Below are 23,900 nucleotides of genomic sequence, written 5' to 3' on the forward strand. Positions count from 1 at the left end.
TCACCCGGGCACGAGCCCCAGCGCATACGAGAACCGGCCGGCCGTGGACCGCTTGCCCCCGGGGTACGTCAGAACGCGCTCCCACTGCGGCGTGGGCGATCCGATGCCCTCGCCCGGGGCGGCCATCGCCTCGATGTGGGCCTGCCCGCTCTCCCACTCCGCGCAATCGAGGACCTTCGTGCCGTCGGTGCTCAGATGGAAATGGGCGGAGATGCCGCCCGGGTGGTCAAGGACGCGCCGCCTCCTGCCCCCCCGGCCCCTCACCGGGCCTGCGTCCCACCCTCGTCGAGGCGGGCCAACTGGCTCTGGAACCAGTCGAGTCGAGCCTGCAACAGGGCCGCCTCGGCGACGAGTTCGGACACACCGAGATCGGCGGGCGCGGCCACGGCACCGCTCGCCGCCCGGACCCGCAGCCCCTCCCCCGCCAGCCGCGCGAAGGAGGCGAGCGACACGGATGTACGGCCGCGTACGCATCCCGCGCACGCTGCCGCCAGCGCGCGCCAACCCGGCCTGCCCCAGCCCGCGTCGGCCAGCGCGCCGGCCACGGCGCCGCACGCGCACGGCTGGACTGTCGCCGTGCGCACCCGCTGCCGGGCATACCGGAACCCCTGCTCGAAGCGGATGTAGGCGCCGAGGACGGAGACTTCGAGGAGGACGGCCGCGCGGTGCTCGGCGGTGCAGAGCACCGCCTCGGCGGTGGCGGAGTCGTGCACACAGTGGAAGCCGCAGTCGCAGCGGCGGTGCGGCGCCCGGTGCCGTCGCCCGTAGACACAGCGCGCGTCGTCCAGCACTCCGTACGGCAGCGCGCCGCCCAGCGATACGCCGGTGAACCCGGCCCTGGTGCCGTCCTGGGACAGCACCGGGTGGGCGATCTTGTATCCGGTCGGCGGCTCCGTCGGTCGTTCCTCGGGGAGCCGCAGCCTCATCGGCCGACCGGAACCTCTTCGGACACGGACGCTTCCAACTCCTCCACCATCTCCGGGAGTTCTTCTTCCTCCGTGTGAACCTGCTCTTCCGCAACTCCGGTGGCGAGTGCCTTGCCGAGCCTCATGACGCCTCCCGCGGTCTGCCGCCGACTTCCGTCCTCGCCATGGTGACCCATAAGGGCCTGATTTGACACCAGGGCCTCGGCCTCCCGGAAGGCCTACCTCGCCGCCCGTAAGTCCTCACGTCGTAGCATCCGTTGCCGATACCTCGTAGAAGAATTAAGTGGAGCTCCACAGTGCGGATGCCGACACTGCTCCCATGACCACCACGAGCCCGGCTCCTGCCGCCGCCCCCTTCGGACGCGCCCTCTGCGCGATGATCACCCCCTTCACCGAGGCGGGCGCTCTCGACCTCGACGGTGCCCAGCGCCTGGCCGACCGGCTCGTCTCCGAGGGCTGTGACGGGCTGGTCCTCTCCGGCACCACGGGCGAGTCGCCGACCACGACGGACGCGGAGAAGGCCGCGCTGGTGCGGGCGGTGCGGGAGGCGGTCGGTGACCGGGCGTCGATCGTGGCGGGGGTCGGCACGGCCGACACCCGGCACACGGTGGACCTTGCCCTGGAGGCCGAAAAGGCGGGCGCGGACGGGCTGTTGGTGGTCGCGCCGTACTACAGCAGGCCCCCGCAGGACGCGGTCGAGGCGCACTTCCGCGAGGTCGCGGACGCCTCGGGGCTGCCGCTCGCGCTGTACGACATCCCCGGCCGCACCGGCACGCGCATCGAGCCGGACACGATGATCAGGCTCGCCGAGCATCCGAGGATCGTGGCGGTCAAGGACTGCGCGTACGACCTCCTGGGCACCCAGAAGGTGCTGGCCCGCACGGAGTTGGCGTACTACGCGGGCTGCGACGAGTACGTCCTCGCGCTGTACGCGATCGGCGCGAGCGGATTCATCAGCACCGTCGCGAATGTGGTGCCCCGTCAGTTCCTCGCGATCCTGGACACGTTCGACGCGGGCGACACGGCCGAGGCGGCCCGCTGTCAGCAACGGGCCGTCCCGCTCATCGAGTTGATGATGTCCTCCGGTCTGCCCGGCACCGTCACGGCGAAGGCGGTGCTGGATGTGCTGGGGCTGCCCGCGGGGCCGGTCCGGTCACCGCTGCGGCCCGCCGACCCGGCGAGGGTCGACGGGCTGCTGGCGGCGTACGAGCGGCTCGTGGCCGCCTGACGTCAGGGCCCTCCGGCGCGGTCAGCGCTCGGCGAACACCGGCTGCCAGTCCTGCCGGGAGAAGTCCGTGTGGGGCGCGTGGGGACCGCTCAGCTGGACGTATGTGTCGCTGCCGATCGTGACCAGGACGAGCATGGGCCGGTACTCCCCCTGGCCCGGAGCCCGCTCGTAGGCGATGAGCCGCTTGTCGTCCACCCAGGCGAGCAGCTCCGCGCCGCGCACCAGGGTGATCCGCTTGCCGGTACGGGGATCGACGATCTCGGAGTACGACGTGTCGGGGCGCTCCTTGGTCAGGCCGACCGCGGCGAGCCTGCCGTCCGGGGACAGCCGTGCCGCGACGTCCGAGCGCAGGTACTTCTCGTTCGTGGGCGCGGCGACCTTGTGGCCGGCGAGGTCGTAGAACTGCTGCAGACCGTCGTGGCCTCCGACGACGGCCGCGTACACCAGCCTGCCGTCGCGGCTGAAGGCGAAGTCCTGGCGCGCGTTGATGTTGCGGTCGGCCGGGACACTGCCCCAGGAACCCTTGCCGGAGGCCACGTCGAGGACGAGGAAGCCCGTCCTGCTCGACTTGCCGAAGCGCGGCATCCAGACGTCGCCAGAGGGCGCCATCTCCTGCTTGTCACGCAGATCGGGGTTGTCGCCGTATGTCGTCGCGACGAGCTTTCTCCCGTCGCGAGAGAAGGCGAGCCCTCCGACCCCGTGGTCGACCGGGATCCACCGCTCGACCTTCCCGGTGGCGAGATCGAGCAGTCCGATCCGGTGGGCGGGCAGGCGCTGTTCCAGGACCGCGGCGGTCCGCATGCCGGGGGCGACGGCCACGTAGGACCACTTGGTGGTCTTCCGGTACCTGCCCGTCTCGGGGTCGAGCAGCCAGTAGGTGCGGACGGCGACGCCGACGTCGTCCGTCTTCTTGACGGTCTTCGCCGTGTAGTACGCGGCCAGTGCCACGTTCCCGGCCGAGATCAGGTCGCGCGGCGGCGACTGGTCCGGGTGCGCGTGGACCTCCTTGGAGTCCAGTACGCCCGACGGGCGCGCGTCGTCCTTACCGGAGTCCAGCAGCGGCACCGCCACCGCCATCGCGACCACGGCGGCCGTGGCGGTGGCGACGGACGCGAGCCTGCGTGTGCGACGGCGCCGGCGGGCCGCCAGTACCCGGTCGGCGAACCCCGGTCCCGCCGACGGCTGTTCGGCGGCCTGCTGCCGCAGGGATTCGCGCACGAGTTCCTCGACGTTCACGGGCGTACCTCCACGGGCGAGAAGTCACGGGACCGAGGCTGCGCGCCGCCTTCCTGGCCGAGCGCGGCCAGTTCGGGGGCGAGCGCCCGCAGCCGGGCGAGCGAGCGGTGCGTCGTGGACCGTACGGTCCCGACGGAGCAGCCGAGGAGCCGGGCCACATCGGCCTCCGGCAGGTCCTCGAAGTAGCGCAGCACGAGCACGGTGCGCTGGCGCGCCGTCAGCCGGGCGAGCGCCCCGCGCATCACGACGCGCAGTTCGGCGGCGGACAGTGCGTCCGCGCCGAGCGACGCCTCGGGCGGCTCGGCGACGCTCAGCTCCCGCCTCGGCCACTTCAGCCGCCAGCGGCTCACCTGCTGCCGGTACAGGATCTGCCGTACGTATGCCTCGGGCTCGTCGATGCGGTGCCACCGCCCCGCGGCCTTGATCAGGGCGTTCTGCAGCAGGTCCTCGGCGGCGTGCCGGTCGCCGCCGCTGAGCAGCGCGGCCGTCTTCAGCAGCGCGGACGACCGGTTCGCCACGAACTCACGGAAACTCTCCTGCGCTTCGGCATCCATCGTCACCTTCTCTTCCCCGGCGCCCCCTGTGGCCCGCCCCTGTGCCCCTTGTGACGCGCGCGCCCGCCCGCCGCTATGCCTTCGAGCCGGAAACAATTTCCCGGCCTCCCCCGCTCGGTCTCGCTTACGGTGGCCTCGTGAGCCGACCGCTGCTGTTCCTCGACGTCGACGGCCCCCTCAACCCGTGGGCCGCCCAGCCGGAGCGCCGGCCCGAGGGCTATACGACGATCCGGGTGGCCCTGACCCCCGGCAGACCCCTGCGCGTCTGGCTCCATCCCGACCACGGCCGGGCCCTCCTCGGCCTCGGCTACGACCTGTGCTGGGCGAGCACGTGGATGGACGCCGCGAACCGCTGGATCGCCCCCGTCATCGGTCTCCCCGAGCTCCCGTACGTCGACTTCACGGGCGCCCTGTTCGCCGACCGGCCCGACGGGGTGCACTGGAAGACGGAACGGATCGTGGCCTACGCGCAGGGCCGCCCTTTCGCATGGGTGGACGACGAACAGAGCCCGGCCGACGACGCGTACGTGGCCGCTCACCATCCCGGGCCCGCGCTGCTCCATCACGTCAGTCCCCGACTCGGCCTGCGCGCGGACGACTTCGTGCGACTGGCGGAGTTCGCCGCGGCTCAGGTGGCGGAGCGGTAGCACTCCGAGGTGAACACGGCCGTGGCACGCCGGCAGTGGCCGACCGTGAAGGCGTTCGGCGCGGCCTCGTCGACGACCCGCTCCCGCGGGACGTCCACTGCGAGCCGCGCCGCCTGACGGCCGACGATCTCTTCCGGCCGCTGCCGCTCCGCCACGGCTCGCGACGTCATTCCACCGGCAGTTGAAGCACCCGCCAAGCCGAACGCCCGCGCTCCGTGCGGAGCGCGGGCGTCGGCGAATGCGCGAGCGGCCACGAACCCTCCGTGGCCGACCGACCGCCTAGTTGTGGCTGTGCAGGACGTCGTTGAGGCCGCCCCAGACCGCGTTGTTCGGGCGGGCCTCGACGGCGCCGGTGACCGAGTTGCGGCGGAAGAGGATGTTCGAGGCGCCGGAAAGTTCGCGCGCCTTGACGATCTGCCCGTCGGGCATGGTCACCCGCGTGCCGGCGGTGACGTACAGACCGGCTTCCACCACGCACTCGTCGCCGAGCGCGATGCCGACGCCCGCCTCGGCGCCGATGAGGCAGCGCTCGCCGATGGTGATGCGGACGTTGCCGCCGCCGGAGAGGGTGCCCATGGTGGAGGCGCCGCCGCCGATGTCGGATCCGTCGCCGACCACGACACCGGCGGAGATACGGCCCTCGACCATCGACGTGCCGAGCGTGCCCGCGTTGAAGTTGACGAAGCCCTCGTGCATCACTGTGGTGCCCTCGGCGAGGTGCGCGCCCAGTCGTACCCGGTCGGCGTCGGCGACCCGGACGCCCTTCGGGGCGACGTAGTCCGTCATGCGCGGGAACTTGTCGATGGACGTCACCTGGAGGTGCAGGCCCTCGGCGCGGGCGTTCAGCCGGACCTTCTCGACATCGTCGACGGCGACCGGGCCGAGCGAGGTCCAGGCGACGTTGGCGAGGTGGCCGAAGATGCCGTCCAGGCTCTGGCCGTGCGGCTTGACCAGACGGTGCGAGAGCAGGTGCAGCCGCAGGTAGGTGTCGTGCGCGTCGAGCGGCTTGTCGTCCAGCGAGGCGATGACCGTACGGACCGCGACCACCTCGACGCCACGACGGGCGTCCGGGCCGATGGCCTTCGCCGCGCCCTCGCCGAGCAGCTCCACGGCCTGCTCGGCGGACAGCCGCTCGGTACCGGCCGGGCCGGGCTCGGCGGACAGCTCGGGAGCGGGGAACCAGGTGTCGAGAACGGTGCCGTCGGCGGTGAGGGTGGCGAGCCCGGCGGCGACGGCGCCGGTGGTACGAGAAGCAGTCGTGTCGGTCATGGGTGAAACCTAACTTGGCGGGGGCCGCCCGGGCGAACCGGTGCGCCCGGCATCTCACGTGCCGGGCGCCCGGTACGGCTCCGGGCGGCGACGCCCAACGCGAGGGCGCGGCTCAAGCTCTCCCGCCCTCGCGCCTCAGGGCCGCCGGCCCTCCTTGTCGACGAGCGCGGTCTCAAGGACGGCCTTTGTTCACGACGGCGACCGACTTGCAGGTACCGCCGCTGCGGCGCATGGTCCCCCAGCCGCTGAAGTGGTACGTCCGCGGGTCGAGGAGCAGCAGGTTCGGCAGCCCGGACCGCACCTGACCGGGCAGATAGATGCCGATGGCCTCCCGGCCTGCCGCGTCCCTCGTCTCGACGGCGCAGCCCGGGAATGGTGGCCATGGCCCGGTACACCTTGGCGAGGCCGGTGGGCTCGATCACGGTGGCACGGGAGACGAGGCTGCTCAGCCCCGTGTAGTCGTGCGCGTCGCCCGGCTCGGCGCCCTTGTCCTCCTCGAAGAAGGCGTCGACCTTCTTCTTCACCTGCTCCGGTGCGTCGGGCAGGTGGGCGAGGAAGGTGAAGGTCTCGCGGGGCGAGCGGTCGTCCCCGGACCGGCCGTTCTCGAACAGCGGGTCGACGTATTTGGCCCAGTGCTCCACCACGCGGGGCCCGCCCTTCTGCTCCCCCGGACCGTCCACCTGCTCGTAGATCCGCAGGAGCTTCTCGTACGCCCACTGGTCCGCGCGGGCGCTCGGCCCCGGGTCGTCGGCCACCGCGTCGGCGGCCTCGTCGAGGATGTCCTTGGCGCTGCCGAGTTCGTAGGTGTACGGGGGCCGCGCACCGGCGCCCGCGACCCCGTGGTCGCCACCGAAGACCTGGGCGCCGAGCACCGCCGCCGCGGCGATCGCGGCCGCGGCCCCCATCGCGGTGAGCCGCCAGTCGGCGCGCAGTCGGCCGGGCCGAGCGCGCAGTCGGCCGGGGCGGCTGCGCGGCCTCCCGCAGTGGCGTGGTCGGGGTGAGCATGTCACCCGCTGTTCCCCGATGGGGGCGCGGAGGTTCACGGCCCCCGCCGAGCCGCCGTGATCAGCCGATGATCCGCCTCAGCATGTCCCGCGCGTACTCCTCGTCGTACGAAGCGTCGGTGAGCAGCACCTGCAGACAGATGCCGTCCATGAGCGCGACCAGCGCCCGTGCGGTGACCGGATCCGTGCGGCGGGACAGCAGCTCGGCGAGGTCCTGGGCCCACTCGGCGGCGACGGGCCGCAGGGCGGGGCGGCGCAGGGCGGCGAGGTAGAGCTCGCACTCCAGCTCGACACCGGTGCGGTCGCCGGCGAGCCACTCGCCCATCCAGCCGGCGAGCTCCGCGGCCAGATCGGTCCGCGGATCCTCCAGGCCGCCGCGCGCGGCGATCACCTTGGCGAAGCCCTCGTTGGCCTGCCGCAGGGCGGCGACCATCAGCTCGTCGAGGGTCTTGAAGTGGTACGTGGTGGAGCCGAGCGGCACATCGGCCTCCGCGGCGACGGAGCGGTGGCTCAGCCCGGCGAGTCCCTTGGCGCCCACGACCCGGATCGCCGCGTCGATGATCCGCTGGCGTCGCTCGGGATCGTACCGGCGGGCCATCAGGACTCACCGCCAGGCCAGGTGCGCGATGCCATCAGTGCGCACCGCCCAGGTTCAGCAGCACGACCCCGCCGATGATCAGCGCGATCCCGGCGACCTTCGCGGCGTTGAGCCCCTCCCCGAGGAACACCATGCCGATCGCGGCGATGACGGCGGTGCCGACCCCGGCCCATATGGCGTACGCCGTGCCGACGGAGACCGTCTTGAGGGTCTGCGCGAGCAGCGCGAAGGCGATGACGTAACCGAGGAGGGTCACCATCGACGGCCACAGCTTGCTGAAGCCGTCGCTGTACTTCATGGCGGTGGTGGCCGCCACCTCCGCGGCGATGGCCCCGGCGAGCAGCACGTATCCCATGCGTACGAGTGTACACATCGATGCGTACACCCGTACACATAGCCATCCCGCACACCCCATAGGCACCACCAGCCGCACCGGATATCGTTCGCGATCACAGTGGGGGCTGGAGTCGAAGACTCCCGGAGCATCGGAGCGCAAGAGGAATGTCGGACACATCGGGGTGGGGACCATCGGGGCCGTACGGCGGCCCTCCGGGCGGCTGGGGCTGGGTGCCGGCGCCTCCTCCGCCCAAGCCGGGTGTCATACCCCTGGCCCCGCTCGGCGTGGACACGGTCTTCGGCGGCGCCTTCGCGACGATGCGGCGGTACGGGCGGCCGTTGTTCGGGCTCGCCACCCTCATCTACGTCGGGCTGGCCGTCCTGATCGCGGGCGCTGCGGCCATCGCGTACGCCGCCGTGGGCGACCATCTGCGGATCCTCTACGACACCCCCCGTGACGTGCGCTGGACCGACGTCCGGCCCGTCGTGGTCGCGTTCCTCGGCGTGTGGGCCTTCGGCCTCGTGGCCATGCTGGTGGCCAACGCCCTCATCCAGACCTCGTGCGTGGCGACGCTGCACGACGCGGTGCTCGGCCGACGGGCCACGCTCGCCCAGATCTGGCGGCGCACCTGGCCGCGCACCCCGTCGGTGCTCGGGGTGAACCTGCTGTTGGGCCTGATCGTGCTGGTCCCGATGCTGCTGCTCGCCCTGACGTTCTTCGGGCTGTTCCTGGCGGTCGCCTTCAGGACGTCGCTGCCCGTCGGGCTGTTCTTTCTGCTCGGGCTGCTCATGGTGCCGCTGACGGTGTGGCTGTACGTCCTGTTCGGCTTCGCCCCGGCCGCCGCCGTACTGGAGGCCGCACGGCCCGTCCAGGCGATGCGGCGTTCGGTGCGGCTGGTCCGGGGCGCGTGGTGGCGCACGTTCGGCATCACGCTGCTCGGCGGTCTGACCGTGCTGATCGTGTCCCTCGCGGTCCGGCTGCCGCTCACGTTCGCCATGCCCGGTCCGCAGCCGTACGACGCGTCGGCGCCGCCCCCCACGGACATGGCGGACGCCTTCGCACAGACCCTGCCCTACCTGGGGATCTACACGGCGCTCTCATTGGCCGGAAGCCTCGTCGCCCAGCTGTTCGCCATGGTGTTCCTGCCGCTGATCACGACCCTGCTCTACATCGACCAGCGCATCCGCAAGGAGGGGCTCGCGGACGTGCTGCTGCGGGTGTCCGAATCGTAGGGGTCAGTCCACGAGCGAGTACCCGAGCTGCTCGACGCCGTGGCGGCCACCGACCCGGACGTGACGATCGTGGACATCAGAATGCCGCCGACCCACACGGACGAAGGCCTCGTGGCGGCAAGGGAGTTGGGCCACAAGCACCCGCCGACTGGTGCCGGCGGCTGCTGGCGGAGATCGCCGCCGCCGGCGGCGGCACGGCAGCGGCTCTTGCGCCGGTGCCGCGTCGGAGTCCTGCTCCTCTCCCACCACCTCAAGTCCACGTATGCGGTACGCCTGTTGGAACAGCACCCCGGCGGCGCGGGCTATCTCCTCAAGGACCGCATCCTCGATGTGATCGTCCTGGTGGACGCCCTGCACCGGATCGCCGACGGGGAGTGCGTGGTCGACCCGGCCATCGTCACCCGCCTGTTGGGCCGCCCCCGCCCCCGCTCACTCCTGCCGAAGCCGGCGGAACGGGAGAGCGAGGTCCTGCGACTGATGGCCGAGGGCCGCTCCAACCGAGGTATCTGCGCGCGGCTCCACATGAGCCCGAAGACCCTGGAAGGCCATGTCCGCAGCATCTTCGGCAAGCTCGGCCTCCTCGACTCCCCGGACGACCACCGCCGTGTCCTGGCCGTTCTGGCCTGTCTCCAGGTCTCCGTGGACTACGCGTGACGGCGCCTGACGGCGCATGACGGCGCATGACCGCACAAAGCGATGGGCGACACCCCCGACTGCGGGTGTCGCCCATCGCCAAGCGCAGAACGCCAAGACGTACGGAGATTACTCAGACGTTGAACCCGAGCGCCCGAAGCTGCTCGCGCCCGTCGTCCGTGATCTTGTCCGGGCCCCACGGCGGCATCCAGACCCAGTTGATGCGCAGCTCGTTGACGAGGCCGTCCGTGGCGGACTTGGCCTGGTCCTCGATGACGTCGGTGAGCGGGCAGGCCGCGGACGTCAGGGTCATGTCGATCGTCGCGATGTTCGCGTCGTCGATGTGGATGCCGTAGATCAGGCCGAGGTTGACGACGTCGATGCCCAGCTCGGGGTCGACGACGTCGTACAGCGCCTCGCGGATCTCCTCCTCGGAGGCCGGCTTCATCGTCAAGGTCTCGTTCTCGCTCATGCCGTCTTCCTCTCGGCGCTCTCACCCAGGGCCTGGGCAGTCGCGTCCTTCCACGCCATCCAGCTCAGGAGGGCGCACTTGACCCGGGCCGGGTACTTGGAGACACCGGCGAACGCGACCGCGTCCTCCAGCACCTCCTCCATCGCGTCGTCCGGCTCGATCCGGCCCTTGGACTGCATCAGCTCCAGGAAGGACTCCTGAATCTTCTGCGCCTCGGACACGTCCTTGCCGACCAGGAGCTCGTTCAGCACGGACGCCGAGGCCTGGCTGATCGAGCAGCCCTGGCCCTCGTACGAGATGTCCGCGATCCGCTCGCCGTCGTACTTCACGCGCAGCGTGATCTCATCGCCGCACGTCGGGTTGACGTGGTGCACCTCGGCATCGCCATCCCGCAAGCCCCGCCCGTGCGGGTGCTTGTAGTGGTCCAGGATGACTTCCTGGTACATCGAATCAAGCTTCACGTCTCAGCCGCTCCTCAGCCGAAGAAATTCCGGACGTGCTCCAGGCCGTCGACCAGTGCGTCGATCTCGGCCGGCGTGGAGTACAGATAGAACGACGCTCGCGTGGTCGCAGGAATTCCGTACCGCAGGCAGACCGGGCGGGCGCAGTGATGGCCGACCCGGACCGCGATGCCCTGCTCGTCGAGGACCTGGCCCACGTCGTGCGGATGGATGTCACCCAGGGTGAACGAGATCGCCGCGCCGCGGTCCTCGGCCGTGGTCGGGCCGATGATCCGCAGGTCGGGGACCTCGGCGAGCCGCTTCACCGCGTATTCGGTGAGCGCGTGCTCGTGGGCGAGGATCTTGTCCATGCCGATCGAGTTCAGGTAGTCGATCGCCGCGCCGAGGCCGACCGCCTGCGCGATCGGCGGGGTGCCCGCCTCGAACTTGTGGGGCGCCGGGGCGTACGTCGACGAGTGCATCGACACGGTCTCGATCATCTCGCCGCCACCGAGGAACGGCGGCAGGTCCTCGAGCAGCTCCTGGCGGCCCCAGAGGACGCCGATGCCCGTCGGACCGCACATCTTGTGGCCGGTGAAGGCCACGAAGTCGGCCTGGAGGGCCTGCACGTCCAGCGGCATGTGCGGGGCGGCCTGCGAGGCGTCGATGCAGACCAGCGCGCCGACCTCCTGGGCGCGGCGCACTATCGCCTCGACCGGGTTCACGGTGCCCAGGATGTTCGACACCAGGACGAAGGAGACGATCTTCGTCTTCTCCGTGATGATCTCGTCGATGTTCGAGAGGTCGAGACGGCCGTCGTCGGTCAGGCCGAACCACTTCAGCTTCGCGCCGGTGCGCTGCGACAGCAGCTGCCACGGAACGATGTTGGAGTGGTGCTCCATCTCCGTGATGACGATCTCGGTCTCGTGGTCGACCCGGTAGGGCTCGTCGGCCCAGCCGAGCATGTTCGCCACGAGGTTGAGCGACTCGGAGGCGTTCTTGGTGAAGATCACCTCGTCGCGGCTCGGCGCGTTGATGAACGCGGCGACCTTGTCGCGCGCGCCCTCGTACAGCGCCGTGGCCTCCTCGGCGAGCACATGCACACCGCGGTGGACGTTGGCGTTGTAGCGCTCGTAGTAGCCACTGAGTGCGTCCAGTACCTGGCGCGGCTTCTGCGAGGTTGCCGCGTTGTCCAGGTACACAAGCTTCTTACCGTCGTGGACCTGACGGTCCAGGATGGGGAAGTCCTTGCGGATCGCCTCGGTGTCGAGGAGGCCCGGCAGCTGCGTCACGCGGATACGCCACCCTTCGTGTCGACTTCGTCGAGCTTCGCATAAGCCTCGTAGCCCTCGTTCTCCAGCTTGTCGGCGAGCTCGGCGCCGCCGGACTCGACGATCCTGCCGGCGGAGAAGACGTGGACGAAGTCGGGCTTGATGTAGCGCAGGATGCGCGTGTAGTGGGTGATCAGCATGGTGCCGACCTCGCCGGTCTCGCGGACACGGTTGACGCCCTCGGAGACGATGCGCAGGGCGTCGACGTCCAGGCCGGAGTCGGTCTCGTCGAGGATCGCGATCTTCGGCTTGAGGAGCTCCAGCTGAAGGATCTCGTGGCGCTTCTTCTCACCGCCGGAGAAGCCCTCGTTCACGTTGCGCTCGGCGAAGGCGGGGTCCATGGAGAGGCGCTCCATGGTCTCCTTGACCTCCTTGACCCAGGTACGCAGCTTGGGGGCCTCGCCGCGGATCGCCGTGGCGGACGTACGCAGGAAGTTGGAGACCGAGACGCCGGGGACCTCGACCGGGTACTGCATCGCCAGGAACAGGCCCGCGCGGGCGCGCTCGTCGACGGACATCTCCAGGACGTCCTCACCGTCGAGGGTGACGGTGCCCTGGGTGATCGTGTACTTCGGGTGGCCCGCGAGCGAGTAGGCGAGGGTCGACTTGCCGGAGCCGTTGGGGCCCATGATGGCGTGCGTCTCGCCCTGCTTCACGGTCAGGTCGACGCCCTTGAGGATCTCCTTCGTGGCGTTGTCGGCCTCGACGGTGACGTGCAGGTCGTGGATTTCAAGCGTTGCCATGGGTTCCTCAGGACTCCTGGGTGAGGGAGACGAGTACGTCGTCCCCTTCGATCTGTACGGGGTATACGGGGACGGGGCGCGTCGCGGGAAGGCCGGACGGCTTGCCGGTGCGGAGGTCGAAGCTGGAGCCGTGCAGCCAGCACTCGATCTGGCAGTCCTCCACCTCGCCCTCGGAGAGCGAGACGTTCGCGTGCGAGCAGACGTCGTAGATCGCGAACACCTCCCCCTCGGTCTTCACTACCGAGACGGGCGTGCCGTCGAGTTCCACCCGCTTCGGGGTGTCCTCCTCAAGCTCGCTCAGCCCACAGGCGCGTACGAACGACGTCATGCGACCGACGCCTCCAGCTCCTCTTCGATCTTGGCGATGAGGCGCTCCTCGATGTCCTCGACGCCGATCTGCTGGACCAGCTCGGCGAAGAAGCCGCGGACCACCAGACGGCGGGCGTCGTGCTCCGGAATGCCACGGGCCATCAGGTAGAAGAGCTGCTCGTCGTCGAAGCGGCCGGTCGCGGAGGCGTGTCCGGCGCCGACGATCTCGCCGGTCTCGATCTCCAGGTTCGGCACCGAGTCGACGCGGGCGCCGTCGGTCAGAACCAGGTTGCGGTTCATCTCGTACGTGTCCGTGCCCTCGGCCTTGGCCTCGATGAGGACGTCGCCGATCCACACCGCGTGCGCGCCGTCGCCCTGCAGCGCGCCCTTGTAGGCGACGTTCGACTTGCAGTGCGGGGTGTTGTGGTCGACGAGGAGGCGGTGCTCCTGGTGCTGGCCCGCGTCCGTGAAGTACAGGCCGAAGAGCTCGGCCTCGCCACCGGTGCCGGTGTACGCGACGCGCGGGTGGAGGCGTACGACGTCGCCGCCGAAGGTGACCACGAAGGACTTGAAGGTGGCGTCCCGGCCGATCAGCGCGTTGTGCTGGCCCACGTGCACGGACTTGTCGTCCCAGTCCTGGACGGAGACGACGGTGAGCTTGGCGCCGTCGCCCAGGATGTAGTCGACGTTGGCGGCGAGCACGGCGTCACCGGTGTGGTCGATGACGACGACGGCCTCGGCGAAGGCTCCGAGCTCCACGACCTGGTGGCCGTAGGCGACCCCGCCCTCGCCGTGCACGGCGATGCGGATCGGCTCGGTGAGCACCGCCTCCTTGGGGACGGTGACGACACCGGCCTTCTCGAACGCCGAGTACGCCTGGGCGGCGATGCGGTCCACCGGGGTGCCGGCCTTGCCCAGCCGGACGTCGTCGCGGCCGACGGTCTCGACGATGACGCCCTCGGGCGCCTCGATGTCGACCTTCACGCCGTCGCCGGTCGCGACCGCGGTGCCGTCGTGCAGCCCGCGCAGGCGCTCCAGCGGGGTGAACCGCCACTCCTCTTCGCGGCCGTGGGGGACCGGGAAGTCCGCCACGTCGAAGGACGGGGGCGCGCTCATGCGCGTGGCGACGGTCGACTCGGCGGCCACCGCGATCTGACCGGCGGTGGTGGAACCCACCGGGATGTTCTGAGCCTCAGCCATGGCTGTCGTAGTGCTCGCTTTCTGAAGTCAAGACGTGTGCTGACCGATGGGGCGGGGTTAGCCGACCGCGCCTTCCATCTGCAGCTCGATCAGCCGGTTGAGCTCAAGGGCGTACTCCATGGGCAGCTCCTTGGCGATCGGCTCGACGAAGCCGCGCACGATCATCGCCATCGCCTCGAACTCGGTCATGCCCCGGCTCATCAGGTAGAAGAGCTGGTCGTCGCTGACCTTGGAGACGGTCGCCTCGTGGCCCATGGACACGTCGTCCTCGCGGACGTCGACGTACGGGTACGTGTCGGAGCGGGAGATGGTGTCGACGAGCAGCGCGTCGCACAGCACGTTCGACTTCGATCCGGCCGCGCCCTCACCGATCTCGACCAGACCGCGGTAGGACGTACGACCGCCACCGCGCGCCACGGACTTCGACACGATGTTCGACGACGTATTCGGCGCCATGTGGACCATCTTGGAGCCCGCGTCCTGGTGCTGGCCCTCGCCCGCGAAGGCGATGGACAGGGTCTCGCCCTTGGCGTGCTCGCCCATCAGGTAGACGGCCGGGTACTTCATGGTGACCTTGGAGCCGATGTTGCCGTCGATCCACTCCATGGTCGCGCCCTCGTACGCCACGGCGCGCTTGGTGACCAGGTTGTAGACGTTGTTCGACCAGTTCTGGATGGTCGTGTAGCGGCAGCGGGCGCCCTTCTTCACGATGATCTCGACCACCGCGGAGTGCAGGGAGTCCGACTTGTAGATCGGGGCCGTACAACCCTCGACGTAGTGGACGTAGGCGTCCTCGTCGACGATGATCAGCGTCCGCTCGAACTGGCCCATGTTCTCCGTGTTGATACGGAAGTAGGCCTGGAGCGGGATCTCGACGTGCACGCCCTTCGGCACGTAGATGAAGGAGCCGCCGGACCACACCGCGGTGTTCAGCGACGCGAACTTGTTGTCGCCGACCGGGATGACCGTGCCGAAGTACTCCTTGAAGAGCTCCGGGTGCTCCTTCAGAGCGGTGTCGGTGTCCAGGAAGATGACGCCCTGCTCCTCCAGGTCCTCGCGGATCTGGTGGTAGACGACCTCGGACTCGTACTGGGCCGCGACACCGGCGACGAGGCGCTGCTTCTCCGCCTCCGGGATGCCGAGCTTGTCGTACGTGTTCTTGATGTCCTCGGGCAGGTCCTCCCAGGACTCCGCCTGCTTCTCCGTGGAGCGCACGAAGTACTTGATGTTGTCGAAGTCGATCCCGGACAGGTCCGAGCCCCAGTTCGGCATGGGCTTCTTCTCGAAGAGGCGCAGGCCCTTGAGGCGGAGCTTGGTCATCCACTCCGGCTCGCTCTTCTTCGACGAGATGTCGCGGACGACGTCCTCGTTGATGCCGCGCTTGGCAGAAGCACCGGCCACGTCGGAGTCGGCCCAGCCGTATTCGTACGTACCCAGACCCTCGAGCTCAGGGTGGGCAGTCTCCTCGATGGGGAGCGTCATGCGGGGTTCCTCCCGGCGGTGCTTGCAGATGCGTTATGGGCGGTATGGGAAATCTTTGGGATGAACGTGGTGCAGACACCGTCGCCGTGGGCGATGGTGGCCAGCCGCTGGACATGCGTGCCGAGGAGCTGGGAGAAGATCTCGGTCTCCGCCTCGCACAGCTGCGGGAACTGCTCGGCGACATGGGCGACCGGGCAGTGGTGCTGGCAGAGCTGCTCGCCGACCGGTGCGCTACGCGCCGTGGCAGCGTACCCGTCCACGCTCAGGGCCTTGGCCAGCGCTTCGGTGCGCTCCTCGGGGGCGGCGGCCTCGATGGCCTCGCGGTACGCACGGGCCTGCGCGGCGATCCTGGCGCGGGCGAAGGCGACGACTGCCTCTTCCCCGCCCTCACGCTCGGCGATCCAGCGCAGGGCGTCCGCGGCCAGCTTGTCGTAGGACTGGTCGAAGGCGTCCCGGCCGCAGTCGGTCAGGGCGAACACCTTGGCGGGGCGGCCGCGCGTACGCGCTCCGTAGACCCGCTGCTCACGCGATTCCACGACGTCGTCGGCGACGAGTGCGTCCAGATGACGGCGCACGGCGGCCTGGGTGAGTCCCAGGCGTCCCGCGAGGTCGGCCACGGTCGACGGGCCGTGGTCCAGGATGGACCGCGCGACTCGGTTGCGGGTGGACCGCTCCCCGGTCGCGAGTTCCTCCTGCGGAGCCTCGCCAACGTTTTTCACAACGCCATTGTTGCGTAATTCCTCAGAACCTGACAAGCCGCGTCCTGAGGGGTGGACGGTGCGCTGCATCACTTAGGTATACCTAAGGTGACCTGCGGAAACGATCTTTGATCGATCAATTCGGTGGCGGCCGGCCGGGCTCTCGGGGAAACTGCCGAACCATGCCGACACCCCCTCCGACCGGCCCACTCGTCACTCGGGACATGATCGCCGCACACCTTCTCTCGCTGGGCATACGCCCGGGAGAAACGCTTCTCGTGCACTCCTCCCTCAGCGCCCTCGGCTGGGTCAACGGCGGCCCGGTCGCCGTCGTCCAGGGACTGCTCGACGCACTCGGCCCCGAGGGCACCCTGGTGGTCCCCACCCAGTCCGGCGACCTCTCCGACCCGGCCCTGTGGAGCAGCCCGCCCGTACCCGAGGAGTGGTGGTCGACCATTCGGGCGACGATGCCCGCATACGACCCGCGCGTGACGCCCTCCCGCGGGGTCGGCGTGATCCCGGAGACCGTACGAAATTGGCCCGGCGCCCTGCGCAGCGCGCATCCGGAGACCTCGTTCGCGGCGCTCGGCCCGCGCGCGGCGGCGATCACCGAGGCGCACGCGCCCGACTGCCGCCTCGGCGAGCGCAGCCCACTGGCCCGCCTGGAGGCCGACGGTGCCCGGGTCCTGCTGCTCGGCGCGGGCTACGCCGCCTGTACGAGTTTCCATCTGGCCGAGTACCGCATCCCGTCGCCCGTCGTGGAGGTGGGACGCCCCTCCCCGACGGGCTGGGAGGTGGTCCGGGAGGTGTCGATCACCTCCGAGATGTTCGAGGAGCTGGGCTCCGACTTCGAACGGGACCGTCCCGTCGTGCGGGGCAAGGTGGGCGCGGCCGACGCCAGGCTGTTCCCGGTGGCCGACGCGGTGGCCTACGCGGAGCAGTGGCTGGCGCTGCACCGGCCACGGCACCTGTACGTGGATGCGGGACCCGGCGCCCCCGAGCCGCGACGGCGTCCTTAGACTTGCGCCTCATGCGAAGCGAGCCCGTGGTCCAGGTCCAGGCCCTGGTGAAGCGGTACGGCACGAAGACCGCGGTGGACGGCCTCGACCTGGTGGCCAAGGCGGGCATCACCGCCGTACTCGGGCCCAATGGCGCCGGCAAGACGACCACGGTCGAGACCTGCGAGGGGTACCGGAGACCGGACTCGGGCTCGGTGCGCGTCCTGGGCCTCGACCCGGTCCGGGAGGCCTCGGCGCTGCGCCCCCGCATCGGCGTGATGCTCCAGTCCGGGGGCGTCTACTCGGGCGCCCGGGCGGACGAGATGCTCCGCCATGTCGCCAAGCTCCACGCCCACCCGCTGGACGTGGACGCGCTCATCGAGCGGCTCGGCCTCGACAGCTGCGGCCGTACGACGTACCGGCGGCTCTCGGGCGGCCAGCAGCAGCGCCTCGCCCTGGCGATGGCCGTGGTCGGCCGCCCCGAACTGGTCTTCCTCGACGAGCCGACCGCCGGACTCGACCCGCAGGCCCGGCACGCCACCTGGGACCTGGTCCGCGATCTGCGCGCCGACGGCGTCTCCGTCATCCTCACCACGCACTACATGGACGAGGCCGAGCAGCTCGCCGACGACGTCGCGATCATCGACGCGGGCAGGGTCATCGCCCAGGGCTCCCCCGAGGAGCTGTGCCGCGGCGGCGCCGAGAACACCCTGCGGTTCACCGGCCGCCCGGGGCTCGACGTGGGGTCCCTGCTGAAGGCCCTCCCGGCCGACTGCACGGCGGCCGAGCTGACGCCGGGCGCCTACCGGGTGGGCGGCAAGGTCGATCCGCAGCTGCTGGCGACGGTCACGTCCTGGTGCGCGCAGCACGGGGTGATGCCGGAGAAGATCTCGGTCGAGCGCCACACTCTCGAAGACGTGTTCTTGGAACTGACCGGCAAGGAGCTGCGTTCGTGACCATCGCCGGTACGTACACCCCGAAGCCGAGCGCGGCGCCGCTGCCCCGCATGATCGGCGCGCAGGCCGCCCTCGAGACGAAAATGCTGCTCCGCAACGGCGAGCAGCTCCTCCTGACGGTCGTCATCCCCACCCTGCTGCTGGTGCTGTTCGGCTCGGTCGACATCGTCGACACGGGCAAGGGCAAGGCGGTCGACTTCCTGGCCCCGGGCATCCTCGCGCTCGCCGTGATGTCGACGGCGTTCACCGGCCAGGCGATCGCGACGGGCTTCGAGCGCCGCTACGGCGTCCTCAAGCGGCTGGCCGCCTCCCCGCTCCCCCGCTGGGGCCTGATGACCGCGAAGACGGCGTCCGTGCTGGTCACGGAGGCTCTCCAGGTGATCCTGCTGACGGTGATCGCCTTCGCTCTGGGCTGGTCGCCGCACGGCAACCCGCTGGCTGTGCTGCTGTTGCTGGTTCTGGGGACGGCCGCGTTCTCGGGCCTCGGCCTGCTGATGGCGGGCACGCTGAAGGCGGAGGCGACGCTGGCCGCCGCCAACCTGGTGTTCCTGCTGCTCCTGGTCGGCGGCGGCGTGATCGTCCCGATGGACAAGTTCCCCGCCGGCGCCCAGGACGTCCTCGGCCTGCTGCCGATCTCGGCGCTCTCCGACGGGTTGCGGGATGTGCTCCAGCACGGTGCCGGGATGCCGTGGGGGGACCTGGGGATCCTGGCCGTGTGGGCGGTCGTGGGTCTCGCAGCCGCCGCCCGATTCTTCCGGTGGGAGTAGAGACCTCCCCCTCGTGAAGGCGTGCACAAGCGGCCCCCTACGATGGGGCACGTGCCAAACGTGACCCGAGCCGACGCCTTCCGCGCGGTGCGCAACCCGCTCGTCTTCATCGCCGAACGCTGGACCCCGACACCCCGGACGGTCCAGCGCGCGGCCCTCGCCGCGCTCGTCATGTCGGTGGTCATCGTGGTCACCGGCGGCGCCGTGCGGCTGACCGGCTCGGGTCTGGGCTGCCCGACCTGGCCCGAGTGCACCGACGGCTCGCTCACCCCCACCAGCGCGATGGACTTCCACGGCGCCATCGAGTTCGGCAACCGCATGCTGACGTACGTGCTGTGCGCGGCGGTCGGCTGGGCGATCATCGCCGCACGCTCGCAGAAGCCGTGGCGGCGGGGCCTGACCCGGCTGGGCTGGGCCCAGTTCTGGATCGTCATGAGCAACGCCATCCTCGGCGGCATCGTCGTCCTGGTCGGCCTCAACCCCTACACGGTCGCCGCCCACTTCCTGCTCTCCACGGCGCTCATCACCGTCGCGACGCTCATGTGGCAGCGCACCCGCGAGGGCGACGCCGAAACGCGTCCGCTCGTCGGCAAGTCGGTGCAGCAACTGGTCTGGTTCCTGGTCGCCGCCGCCGTGCTGCTGATCGCGGTCGGCACGGTCGTCACCGGTGCGGGACCGCACGCGGGCGACTCAAGCGAGGTCGACCGCATGCACGTGAACTGGGAGAACGTCGCCAAGCTGCACGCCGTGCTGGCCTGGATCGTGGTCACGCTGACCTTCGCCCTGTGGTTCGTCCTCAAGGCGGTCGACGCCCCCAAGGGCCCGCTGGACCGCACCCGCGACCTGTTCCTCGTCCTCCTCTCCCAGGGCGTCATCGGCTACGTCCAGTACTTCACGGACCTCCCCGAGGCCCTGGTCGGCCTCCACATGCTCGGCTCCTGCCTGGTGTGGATCGCGGTGCTGCGCGTGCTGCTGGCGCTGCGCGAACGCCCGGACATCGTGGCGGACCTGCCGGGTCCTTCGACGGAATCGACGCTCACGCGCGCGTGAGTCCGATCGACGCTCACGCGCGCGTGAGTCCGTCGTAGTCGGCGACAAGGCCGTCGATGGCGGGACCCAGATACGCCCTCGTCAGCTCCGCCCGGCGCGCCGTCCACTCCTCCGTGGGCGGTGCGGGGTCCTCGTATCTCCGCCGCCTGATGTCCGCGACCACGTCGACGGGCGCACCCAGTCCGGGGAGCGCCTCCAAGGCCTCCCGTTTCGAGATCAGGCGGCCCTCGCGCAGGGTGACGGTCGCGCGGGCGAAGGTGACCATCCCCAGGTCGACCCAGACGTTCTGCTTCCAGAGCCGGGCCTTGCGCACCGCGGGTCGCCAGAAGTCCTTCTGGTCCCGTACGACGAAGGCCTTCAGTTCGCGGTCCGGGGTGGGTGGGAGCAGGTCCTCCGGCGGTCTGCCGTGCAGCACGAGTCCGAAGGCGTGCAGTTCCCGCCGGGTGACCGGGGTAACCGGGCGCTTCAGCAGATGGTTGTGCGCCCAGGTGAGGTACGACCGCTCCGCGCCGGCCACGGTGTCCGGCGTCGCATAGCTGCAGTGCAGCTTGTCGGCGAGCGGCTCGTCGGCGCGCAGCCGGCGGTGCAGCCGCACCACCTTGCGCACGGTGCCGAGCGAGATCGGGCCCTCCAGGACCGCGATCAGGTCGAGATCGCTGCGCCCCTCCTGGTAGTCGCCCCCGGCGAGCGAGCCGTGCGCCCACAAGGCGACCGGGGCAAGAGCCCTCAGATCGGCGAGGAAGCGGTCGAGGAGACGAGCCGTGGCGTCATCGGTCATGGGGTCGGAGTCTGGCGGTCCTCACTCCACCCCGTACACCCGTCGCGCGTTCCCCGCCGCGATCAGTCCCGCCACCCGCTGCGCGTCGGCCAACGACCAGGCCCCCTCGGCGACCCAGGTGCCGAGCACCCGTGCCAGCGCCTCGCGGAAGAGGCGTGCCCCGACTACATGAAGTTCGGGCAGGCCATGTGCCCCGCTGGAGAACAGGAGCTTGCCGAAGGGCGCCAGCTCCAGGATCTCGGCGAGGACCGCGGCCGCGCGCGCTCCCGTACGGACCAGGGCCGCGCCCAGGTCGGCGTACACATGCGGGAAGACCCCGGCGAGGTGAGCCGCGTGCCGGTGGTACGGGTAGCCGTGCAGGAGGACGAGATCGGTGCCGAGGCCGGCCGTGGCGCGGGCGAAGTCCGTGAGCAGGACGGGGTCGGTCCGGTCGATGCGCAGTCCGGGCTCGCCGAGTCCCGCGTGGAGTTGGAGAGGCAGCCCCGAAGCCACCGCGATCCACAGCAGATGGCGCAGGAGGACGGGGTCGCTGAGCGGCCCGCCCACCCGGCGGCCCGCCAGCCAGCGGCCCGCCGCACCCCGCACCTCGCCCGGTCCGGGCGGCTCGGGCGCGAGCGCCAGACCATGCCGTATGCCCGCCACGGAGGTGAAGGCGACGGCGTTCGCGGCGGCACCGTGGACGGACTCGGCGAGATTGGCGAGAAAGGACTCGACGGTGCCGGAGGTGTCGGCGACCTGCTCGGCGAGCAGTTCCAGGCGGACGATCTCGTGCGCCTCGGCGGCTCCCGTGGAGGCCATCTCGCCTGGCCCCGTCAGATCGCCGGGCAGTCCGGTGTCGACGAGATACGTCGTGATGCCGCTGCCGCGCAACAGCCGACGGCCCGATTCCAGTACGCCGAGTTCACGACGCCGGGCCAGATAACGGGCGGGCGGGCAATGCGGCTCCAGACCGAGCAGCGGCGGACACCAGCGGCGTACCGCGAAACCGGTCTGTGTGTCGAAGAAGGTGGTGCCGGGGGCCGGTGGGCCCTCGGTTCTGGCGAGCTGGGCCTCGAAGGTGCCGAGGCCCAGCTCCGTCCTCAGTACGCCGTGGCAGTACTGGTCCACCAGGGACGGCGTTTCGATCATCCGGACTCCCCGCGTAGACGCTGCGCTGCTTACAGGTCCTAACGGGTTGACCGGGGGTCAGGTGATGGCCGTACGCACCCCGTGCGAAGCGCTCTTCGGGATGAGCGGGTTGGAAGGTGCGGCAGTTCGTGGTCAGCAGGCCGCCCATGGCTGGGCGCGCCCACGCGGCGGAGCCGCATATCGATACAGCACGCGCTCCTGACGAGGCGCTCCAGCCGACGCCGGGTTCAGGCGTTTCGCGGGCCGCCCAGCTGGATTCCCGCCATGCGCGTCCACTCGTACGGGCCCGTCTTCACCTTCGCCGCGAACTCGCCGTCGAACTCTTCGTGAACAGTGATGCCGGACCGCTTCACGGCCTCCTCGGCGATCGCGTAGGTGGGCGCCACGAGGTCGCCCCAGCCGCCGTCCTCGCCGACGAGCACGATCCGGGCGCCCTTCTGTCCGATGTACGCGACCTGCCCCTCGGCCCCGCCGTGCGCCTTGGAGAAGGCGGAGATCTGCTGGGCGAGCTTGGCGGCCTTGCGTTCGGCCTTGGCGTCCTGGGTGGCGCCGGTCGTCTCGTCATCCTGCTGGGTGTCTGCCATGGTCAGGATGCTACCGACGAGTAGATCAAACGGCGACGGGCGGGGTGCGTGGCCTTGACCACGCACCCCGCCCGTCACCGGGAACTAGCGCAGGAAGGGGTCCACCGCGACAGCCACGAAGAGGATCGACACATAGGTGATCGACCAGTGGAACAGCCGCATCTCCTTGAGCTTGCCGCCCGTCACCTCGGCCTTGGCGCGGTTCTGCAGACCGTGCGCCTCCCACAGCCAGAACCCGCCGGCGGCGAGCGCGACCAGCGTGTAGAACCAGCCCGTGTAGCCGAGGGGGGTGAGCAGCAGCGAGACCGCGACCATCACCCAGCTGTAGATGACGATCTGGCGGGCGACCACCTTGTTGCTGGCGACGACCGGCAGCATCGGCACGCCCACGCGCGCGTAGTCCTCCCTGACCTTCATGGACAGCGGCCAGTAGTGCGGCGGCGTCCAGAAGAACATGACGAGGAAGAGGATGACCGGCGCCCACGACATGGAGTTCGTGACGGATGACCAGCCGATGAGCACCGGGAGGCAGCCCGCGATGCCGCCCCACACGATGTTCTGCGACGTACGGCGCTTGAGGATCATCGTGTAGACGACGACGTAGAAGAGGAGCGCTCCGAGCGACAGCCACGCCGACAGCCAGTTGACCGTCAGGCCGAACAGGAGCGTCGAGACGACCGCCAGCGTGATGCCGAAGGCCAGACACTCGCGGGGGCTGACCATGCCGGTGACCAGCGGGCGCTGCGAGGTGCGCTCCATCAGGGCGTCGATGTCACGGTCGATGTACATGTTCAGCGCGTTGGCGCCGCCCGCCGACAGATAGCCGCCGAGGCAAGTGAGGAGCACCAGCTTCAGGTCGGGCACACCCTGCTGGGCCAAGAACATCACCGGAACGGTGGTGATCAGCAGCAGTTCGATGATGCGCGGCTTGGTCAGCGCCACAAACGCTTTGACACGGGCCCCGAGCGGCCGCCGGCCCCGGCTGCTGCTCGACTCGAGCTCCCCCACAGCCCGAAAGGCGTGGGAGGTGCCCCCACCCGCTGGACGGGATTCGACGGCCGTCACGCACACCCCTGACAGAGACATCCCAGCAAGCCCCCAGGTGTGAACTCCCCGTAAAGGCTTGCGCGTACCACGCCACTGTAGACGTTGCCCAGACCCCGACATTCGCGGGGGTGGGGTCGTGTTGAGCAGCCCGGCTGGAAGAGCCGGGCGTCACTCGATTGAGCACTCGTACGAGCGGCTCCGTATTCACTTGCCGAACACGGAACGGGCCAGTCGGGAGGCGGATCCCGAAGAG

General features: G+C 70.2%; 30 protein-coding genes. 8 read left to right on the forward strand and 22 right to left on the reverse strand.

Going from position 1 to position 23,900, the window contains the following annotated elements; translation table 11 throughout:
- Genes ACZ4RZ_RS08585 through ACZ4RZ_RS08595 form a run of 3 tightly spaced genes read right to left on the reverse strand, consistent with a single transcriptional unit; the run spans position 1 to position 1,051 of the window.
- A complete protein-coding gene (locus ACZ4RZ_RS08585; RefSeq protein ID WP_467743236.1) occupies positions 1–264 on the reverse strand; it encodes a hypothetical protein in 264 nt (87 codons plus the stop codon).
- Positions 261–926 (reverse strand): hypothetical protein, encoded by a 666-nt coding sequence (locus tag ACZ4RZ_RS08590; RefSeq protein ID WP_467743237.1) that lies wholly within the window; start codon positions 924–926, stop codon positions 261–263. Before ACZ4RZ_RS08590 ends, ACZ4RZ_RS08585 begins: the two co-directional genes overlap by 4 nt.
- Positions 923–1,051 carry a hypothetical protein gene (locus tag ACZ4RZ_RS08595; RefSeq protein WP_467743238.1) on the reverse strand — a complete coding sequence of 43 codons (129 nt, stop codon included), beginning with the start codon at positions 1,049–1,051 and terminating at the stop codon, positions 923–925. The genes ACZ4RZ_RS08590 and ACZ4RZ_RS08595 overlap by 4 nt, the downstream gene beginning before the upstream one ends.
- A gap of 194 nt (positions 1,052–1,245) precedes the next feature.
- Between ACZ4RZ_RS08595 and dapA the strand changes: the two genes are divergently transcribed.
- Positions 1,246–2,154: a 4-hydroxy-tetrahydrodipicolinate synthase gene (gene dapA / locus ACZ4RZ_RS08600; protein WP_467743239.1), complete on the forward strand. Its 909-nt coding sequence runs from the start codon at positions 1,246–1,248 to the stop codon at positions 2,152–2,154.
- Between the two features lie 21 nt (positions 2,155–2,175).
- On the opposite strand, the gene ACZ4RZ_RS08605 is transcribed toward dapA, so the two are convergent.
- Complete coding sequence (locus tag ACZ4RZ_RS08605) at positions 2,176–3,390, reverse strand: WD40 repeat domain-containing protein (RefSeq protein ID WP_467743240.1); 1,215 nt, start codon at positions 3,388–3,390, stop codon at positions 2,176–2,178.
- Positions 3,387–3,944, reverse strand: a complete 558-nt coding sequence (locus tag ACZ4RZ_RS08610; protein ID WP_467743241.1) for a SigE family RNA polymerase sigma factor — start codon at positions 3,942–3,944, stop codon at positions 3,387–3,389. The genes ACZ4RZ_RS08605 and ACZ4RZ_RS08610 overlap by 4 nt, the downstream gene beginning before the upstream one ends.
- A 137-nt stretch (positions 3,945–4,081) precedes the next feature.
- Here ACZ4RZ_RS08610 and ACZ4RZ_RS08615 point away from each other — a divergent pair, with 137 nt between their 5' ends.
- Entirely contained in the window at positions 4,082–4,591 is a 510-nt protein-coding gene (locus ACZ4RZ_RS08615) for a hypothetical protein (protein WP_467743242.1), read from the forward strand.
- Here the strand turns inward: ACZ4RZ_RS08615 and ACZ4RZ_RS08620 are convergent.
- From ACZ4RZ_RS08620 to ACZ4RZ_RS08640, 5 genes are read right to left on the reverse strand one after another with little or no spacing between them, the layout of a single operon-like run.
- On the reverse strand, positions 4,573–4,845 hold the full coding sequence (locus ACZ4RZ_RS08620) for a hypothetical protein (RefSeq protein WP_467743243.1): 273 nt from the start codon (positions 4,843–4,845) through the stop codon (positions 4,573–4,575). The genes ACZ4RZ_RS08615 and ACZ4RZ_RS08620 overlap by 19 nt on opposite strands.
- Positions 4,846–4,870: 25 nt before the next feature.
- Entirely contained in the window at positions 4,871–5,860 is a 990-nt protein-coding gene (gene dapD, locus ACZ4RZ_RS08625; RefSeq protein WP_467743244.1) for a 2,3,4,5-tetrahydropyridine-2,6-dicarboxylate N-succinyltransferase, read from the reverse strand.
- Positions 5,857–6,870, reverse strand: a complete 1,014-nt coding sequence (locus tag ACZ4RZ_RS08630; RefSeq protein ID WP_467743245.1) for a hypothetical protein — start codon at positions 6,868–6,870, stop codon at positions 5,857–5,859. The genes dapD and ACZ4RZ_RS08630 overlap by 4 nt, the downstream gene beginning before the upstream one ends.
- A gap of 55 nt (positions 6,871–6,925) precedes the next feature.
- Entirely contained in the window at positions 6,926–7,462 is a 537-nt protein-coding gene (locus ACZ4RZ_RS08635; protein WP_467743246.1) for a TetR/AcrR family transcriptional regulator, read from the reverse strand.
- Between the two features lie 34 nt (positions 7,463–7,496).
- On the reverse strand, positions 7,497–7,817 hold the full coding sequence (locus ACZ4RZ_RS08640; protein WP_467743247.1) for a DMT family transporter: 321 nt from the start codon (positions 7,815–7,817) through the stop codon (positions 7,497–7,499).
- A 146-nt stretch (positions 7,818–7,963) separates the two neighbouring features.
- Here ACZ4RZ_RS08640 and ACZ4RZ_RS08645 point away from each other — a divergent pair, with 146 nt between their 5' ends.
- Positions 7,964–9,031: a DUF7847 domain-containing protein gene (locus ACZ4RZ_RS08645; protein ID WP_467743248.1), complete on the forward strand. Its 1,068-nt coding sequence runs from the start codon at positions 7,964–7,966 to the stop codon at positions 9,029–9,031.
- Between the two features lie 39 nt (positions 9,032–9,070).
- Complete coding sequence (locus ACZ4RZ_RS08650) at positions 9,071–9,685, forward strand: response regulator transcription factor (RefSeq protein WP_467743249.1); 615 nt, start codon at positions 9,071–9,073, stop codon at positions 9,683–9,685.
- Between the two features lie 112 nt (positions 9,686–9,797).
- On the opposite strand, the gene ACZ4RZ_RS08655 is transcribed toward ACZ4RZ_RS08650, so the two are convergent.
- The 8 genes from ACZ4RZ_RS08655 to ACZ4RZ_RS08690 are packed head-to-tail and all read right to left on the reverse strand — an operon-like array spanning position 9,798 to position 16,360.
- Positions 9,798–10,136: a metal-sulfur cluster assembly factor gene (locus tag ACZ4RZ_RS08655; RefSeq protein ID WP_467743250.1), complete on the reverse strand. Its 339-nt coding sequence runs from the start codon at positions 10,134–10,136 to the stop codon at positions 9,798–9,800.
- Positions 10,133–10,597, reverse strand: coding sequence for a Fe-S cluster assembly sulfur transfer protein SufU (sufU, locus tag ACZ4RZ_RS08660; protein ID WP_467743251.1), 465 nt, complete (start codon positions 10,595–10,597; stop codon positions 10,133–10,135). The genes ACZ4RZ_RS08655 and sufU overlap by 4 nt, the downstream gene beginning before the upstream one ends.
- A 14-nt stretch (positions 10,598–10,611) precedes the next feature.
- Positions 10,612–11,868 (reverse strand): cysteine desulfurase, encoded by a 1,257-nt coding sequence (locus tag ACZ4RZ_RS08665; protein ID WP_467743252.1) that lies wholly within the window; start codon positions 11,866–11,868, stop codon positions 10,612–10,614.
- Positions 11,865–12,650, reverse strand: a complete 786-nt coding sequence (gene sufC, locus ACZ4RZ_RS08670; protein WP_467743253.1) for a Fe-S cluster assembly ATPase SufC — start codon at positions 12,648–12,650, stop codon at positions 11,865–11,867. The genes ACZ4RZ_RS08665 and sufC overlap by 4 nt, the downstream gene beginning before the upstream one ends.
- A 7-nt stretch (positions 12,651–12,657) precedes the next feature.
- Positions 12,658–12,978, reverse strand: a complete 321-nt coding sequence (locus ACZ4RZ_RS08675) for a non-heme iron oxygenase ferredoxin subunit (RefSeq protein ID WP_467743254.1) — start codon at positions 12,976–12,978, stop codon at positions 12,658–12,660.
- Positions 12,975–14,159, reverse strand: a complete 1,185-nt coding sequence (gene sufD, locus ACZ4RZ_RS08680; protein WP_467743255.1) for a Fe-S cluster assembly protein SufD — start codon at positions 14,157–14,159, stop codon at positions 12,975–12,977. The genes ACZ4RZ_RS08675 and sufD overlap by 4 nt, the downstream gene beginning before the upstream one ends.
- Before the next feature lie 57 nt (positions 14,160–14,216).
- The gene (gene sufB / locus ACZ4RZ_RS08685) at positions 14,217–15,641 is read right to left on the reverse strand and encodes a Fe-S cluster assembly protein SufB (protein WP_467743256.1); all 1,425 of its coding nucleotides are present in this window, start codon (positions 15,639–15,641) and stop codon (positions 14,217–14,219) included.
- The gene (locus ACZ4RZ_RS08690) at positions 15,638–16,360 is read right to left on the reverse strand and encodes a helix-turn-helix transcriptional regulator (RefSeq protein ID WP_467743257.1); all 723 of its coding nucleotides are present in this window, start codon (positions 16,358–16,360) and stop codon (positions 15,638–15,640) included. Before ACZ4RZ_RS08690 ends, sufB begins: the two co-directional genes overlap by 4 nt.
- A gap of 161 nt (positions 16,361–16,521) precedes the next feature.
- On the opposite strand from ACZ4RZ_RS08690, the gene ACZ4RZ_RS08695 reads away from it, so the two are divergent.
- Genes ACZ4RZ_RS08695 through ACZ4RZ_RS08710 form a run of 4 tightly spaced genes read left to right on the forward strand, consistent with a single transcriptional unit; the run spans position 16,522 to position 20,110 of the window.
- Complete coding sequence (locus tag ACZ4RZ_RS08695) at positions 16,522–17,358, forward strand: AAC(3) family N-acetyltransferase (RefSeq protein ID WP_467743258.1); 837 nt, start codon at positions 16,522–16,524, stop codon at positions 17,356–17,358.
- Positions 17,359–17,369: 11 nt separating this feature from the next.
- Positions 17,370–18,293, forward strand: coding sequence for an ABC transporter ATP-binding protein (locus ACZ4RZ_RS08700; RefSeq protein ID WP_467743259.1), 924 nt, complete (start codon positions 17,370–17,372; stop codon positions 18,291–18,293).
- Positions 18,294–18,343: 50 nt separating this feature from the next.
- Positions 18,344–19,060 carry an ABC transporter permease gene (locus ACZ4RZ_RS08705; protein ID WP_467743669.1) on the forward strand — a complete coding sequence of 239 codons (717 nt, stop codon included), beginning with the start codon at positions 18,344–18,346 and terminating at the stop codon, positions 19,058–19,060.
- Between the two features lie 42 nt (positions 19,061–19,102).
- Positions 19,103–20,110, forward strand: a complete 1,008-nt coding sequence (locus ACZ4RZ_RS08710; protein ID WP_467743260.1) for a COX15/CtaA family protein — start codon at positions 19,103–19,105, stop codon at positions 20,108–20,110.
- Between the two features lie 13 nt (positions 20,111–20,123).
- Here ACZ4RZ_RS08710 and ACZ4RZ_RS08715 read toward each other — a convergent pair whose 3' ends face one another.
- The 4 genes from ACZ4RZ_RS08715 to ACZ4RZ_RS08730 form a co-directional block, all read right to left on the reverse strand.
- Positions 20,124–20,888 (reverse strand): nucleotidyltransferase, encoded by a 765-nt coding sequence (locus tag ACZ4RZ_RS08715; RefSeq protein WP_467743261.1) that lies wholly within the window; start codon positions 20,886–20,888, stop codon positions 20,124–20,126.
- A 21-nt stretch (positions 20,889–20,909) separates the two neighbouring features.
- The gene (locus ACZ4RZ_RS08720) at positions 20,910–22,016 is read right to left on the reverse strand and encodes an amidohydrolase family protein (RefSeq protein ID WP_467743262.1); all 1,107 of its coding nucleotides are present in this window, start codon (positions 22,014–22,016) and stop codon (positions 20,910–20,912) included.
- Between the two features lie 227 nt (positions 22,017–22,243).
- Positions 22,244–22,600: a hypothetical protein gene (locus ACZ4RZ_RS08725; protein ID WP_467743263.1), complete on the reverse strand. Its 357-nt coding sequence runs from the start codon at positions 22,598–22,600 to the stop codon at positions 22,244–22,246.
- Positions 22,601–22,684: 84 nt separating this feature from the next.
- Complete coding sequence (locus tag ACZ4RZ_RS08730) at positions 22,685–23,671, reverse strand: heme o synthase (RefSeq protein WP_467743670.1); 987 nt, start codon at positions 23,669–23,671, stop codon at positions 22,685–22,687.
- Positions 23,672–23,900: the final 229 nt, after the last annotated feature.

Source organism: Streptomyces sp. NPDC027189, assembly GCF_055566975.1.

What these genes read in the sequence shown, in the direction of transcription:
- ACZ4RZ_RS08590 (WP_467743237.1), bottom strand. Translation starts at nt 926, where the DNA reads ATGAGGCTGCGGCTCCCCGAGGAACGACCGACGGAGCCGCCGACCGGA.
- ACZ4RZ_RS08595 (WP_467743238.1), bottom strand. Translation starts at nt 1,051, where the DNA reads ATGAGGCTCGGCAAGGCACTCGCCACCGGAGTTGCGGAAGAGCAGGTT.
- dapA (WP_467743239.1), top strand. Translation starts at nt 1,246, where the DNA reads ATGACCACCACGAGCCCGGCTCCTGCCGCCGCCCCCTTCGGACGCGCC.
- ACZ4RZ_RS08610 (WP_467743241.1), bottom strand. Translation starts at nt 3,944, where the DNA reads ATGGATGCCGAAGCGCAGGAGAGTTTCCGTGAGTTCGTGGCGAACCGG.
- dapD (WP_467743244.1), bottom strand. Translation starts at nt 5,860, where the DNA reads ATGACCGACACGACTGCTTCTCGTACCACCGGCGCCGTCGCCGCCGGG.
- ACZ4RZ_RS08635 (WP_467743246.1), bottom strand. Translation starts at nt 7,462, where the DNA reads ATGGCCCGCCGGTACGATCCCGAGCGACGCCAGCGGATCATCGACGCG.
- ACZ4RZ_RS08640 (WP_467743247.1), bottom strand. Translation starts at nt 7,817, where the DNA reads ATGGGATACGTGCTGCTCGCCGGGGCCATCGCCGCGGAGGTGGCGGCC.
- ACZ4RZ_RS08645 (WP_467743248.1), top strand. Translation starts at nt 7,964, where the DNA reads ATGTCGGACACATCGGGGTGGGGACCATCGGGGCCGTACGGCGGCCCT.
- ACZ4RZ_RS08655 (WP_467743250.1), bottom strand. Translation starts at nt 10,136, where the DNA reads ATGAGCGAGAACGAGACCTTGACGATGAAGCCGGCCTCCGAGGAGGAG.
- sufC (WP_467743253.1), bottom strand. Translation starts at nt 12,650, where the DNA reads ATGGCAACGCTTGAAATCCACGACCTGCACGTCACCGTCGAGGCCGAC.
- ACZ4RZ_RS08675 (WP_467743254.1), bottom strand. Translation starts at nt 12,978, where the DNA reads ATGACGTCGTTCGTACGCGCCTGTGGGCTGAGCGAGCTTGAGGAGGAC.
- sufD (WP_467743255.1), bottom strand. Translation starts at nt 14,159, where the DNA reads ATGGCTGAGGCTCAGAACATCCCGGTGGGTTCCACCACCGCCGGTCAG.
- sufB (WP_467743256.1), bottom strand. Translation starts at nt 15,641, where the DNA reads ATGACGCTCCCCATCGAGGAGACTGCCCACCCTGAGCTCGAGGGTCTG.
- ACZ4RZ_RS08695 (WP_467743258.1), top strand. Translation starts at nt 16,522, where the DNA reads ATGCCGACACCCCCTCCGACCGGCCCACTCGTCACTCGGGACATGATC.
- ACZ4RZ_RS08700 (WP_467743259.1), top strand. Translation starts at nt 17,370, where the DNA reads ATGCGAAGCGAGCCCGTGGTCCAGGTCCAGGCCCTGGTGAAGCGGTAC.
- ACZ4RZ_RS08705 (WP_467743669.1), top strand. Translation starts at nt 18,344, where the DNA reads ATGATCGGCGCGCAGGCCGCCCTCGAGACGAAAATGCTGCTCCGCAAC.
- ACZ4RZ_RS08710 (WP_467743260.1), top strand. Translation starts at nt 19,103, where the DNA reads ATGGGGCACGTGCCAAACGTGACCCGAGCCGACGCCTTCCGCGCGGTG.
- ACZ4RZ_RS08715 (WP_467743261.1), bottom strand. Translation starts at nt 20,888, where the DNA reads ATGACCGATGACGCCACGGCTCGTCTCCTCGACCGCTTCCTCGCCGAT.
- ACZ4RZ_RS08720 (WP_467743262.1), bottom strand. Translation starts at nt 22,016, where the DNA reads ATGATCGAAACGCCGTCCCTGGTGGACCAGTACTGCCACGGCGTACTG.
- ACZ4RZ_RS08725 (WP_467743263.1), bottom strand. Translation starts at nt 22,600, where the DNA reads ATGGCAGACACCCAGCAGGATGACGAGACGACCGGCGCCACCCAGGAC.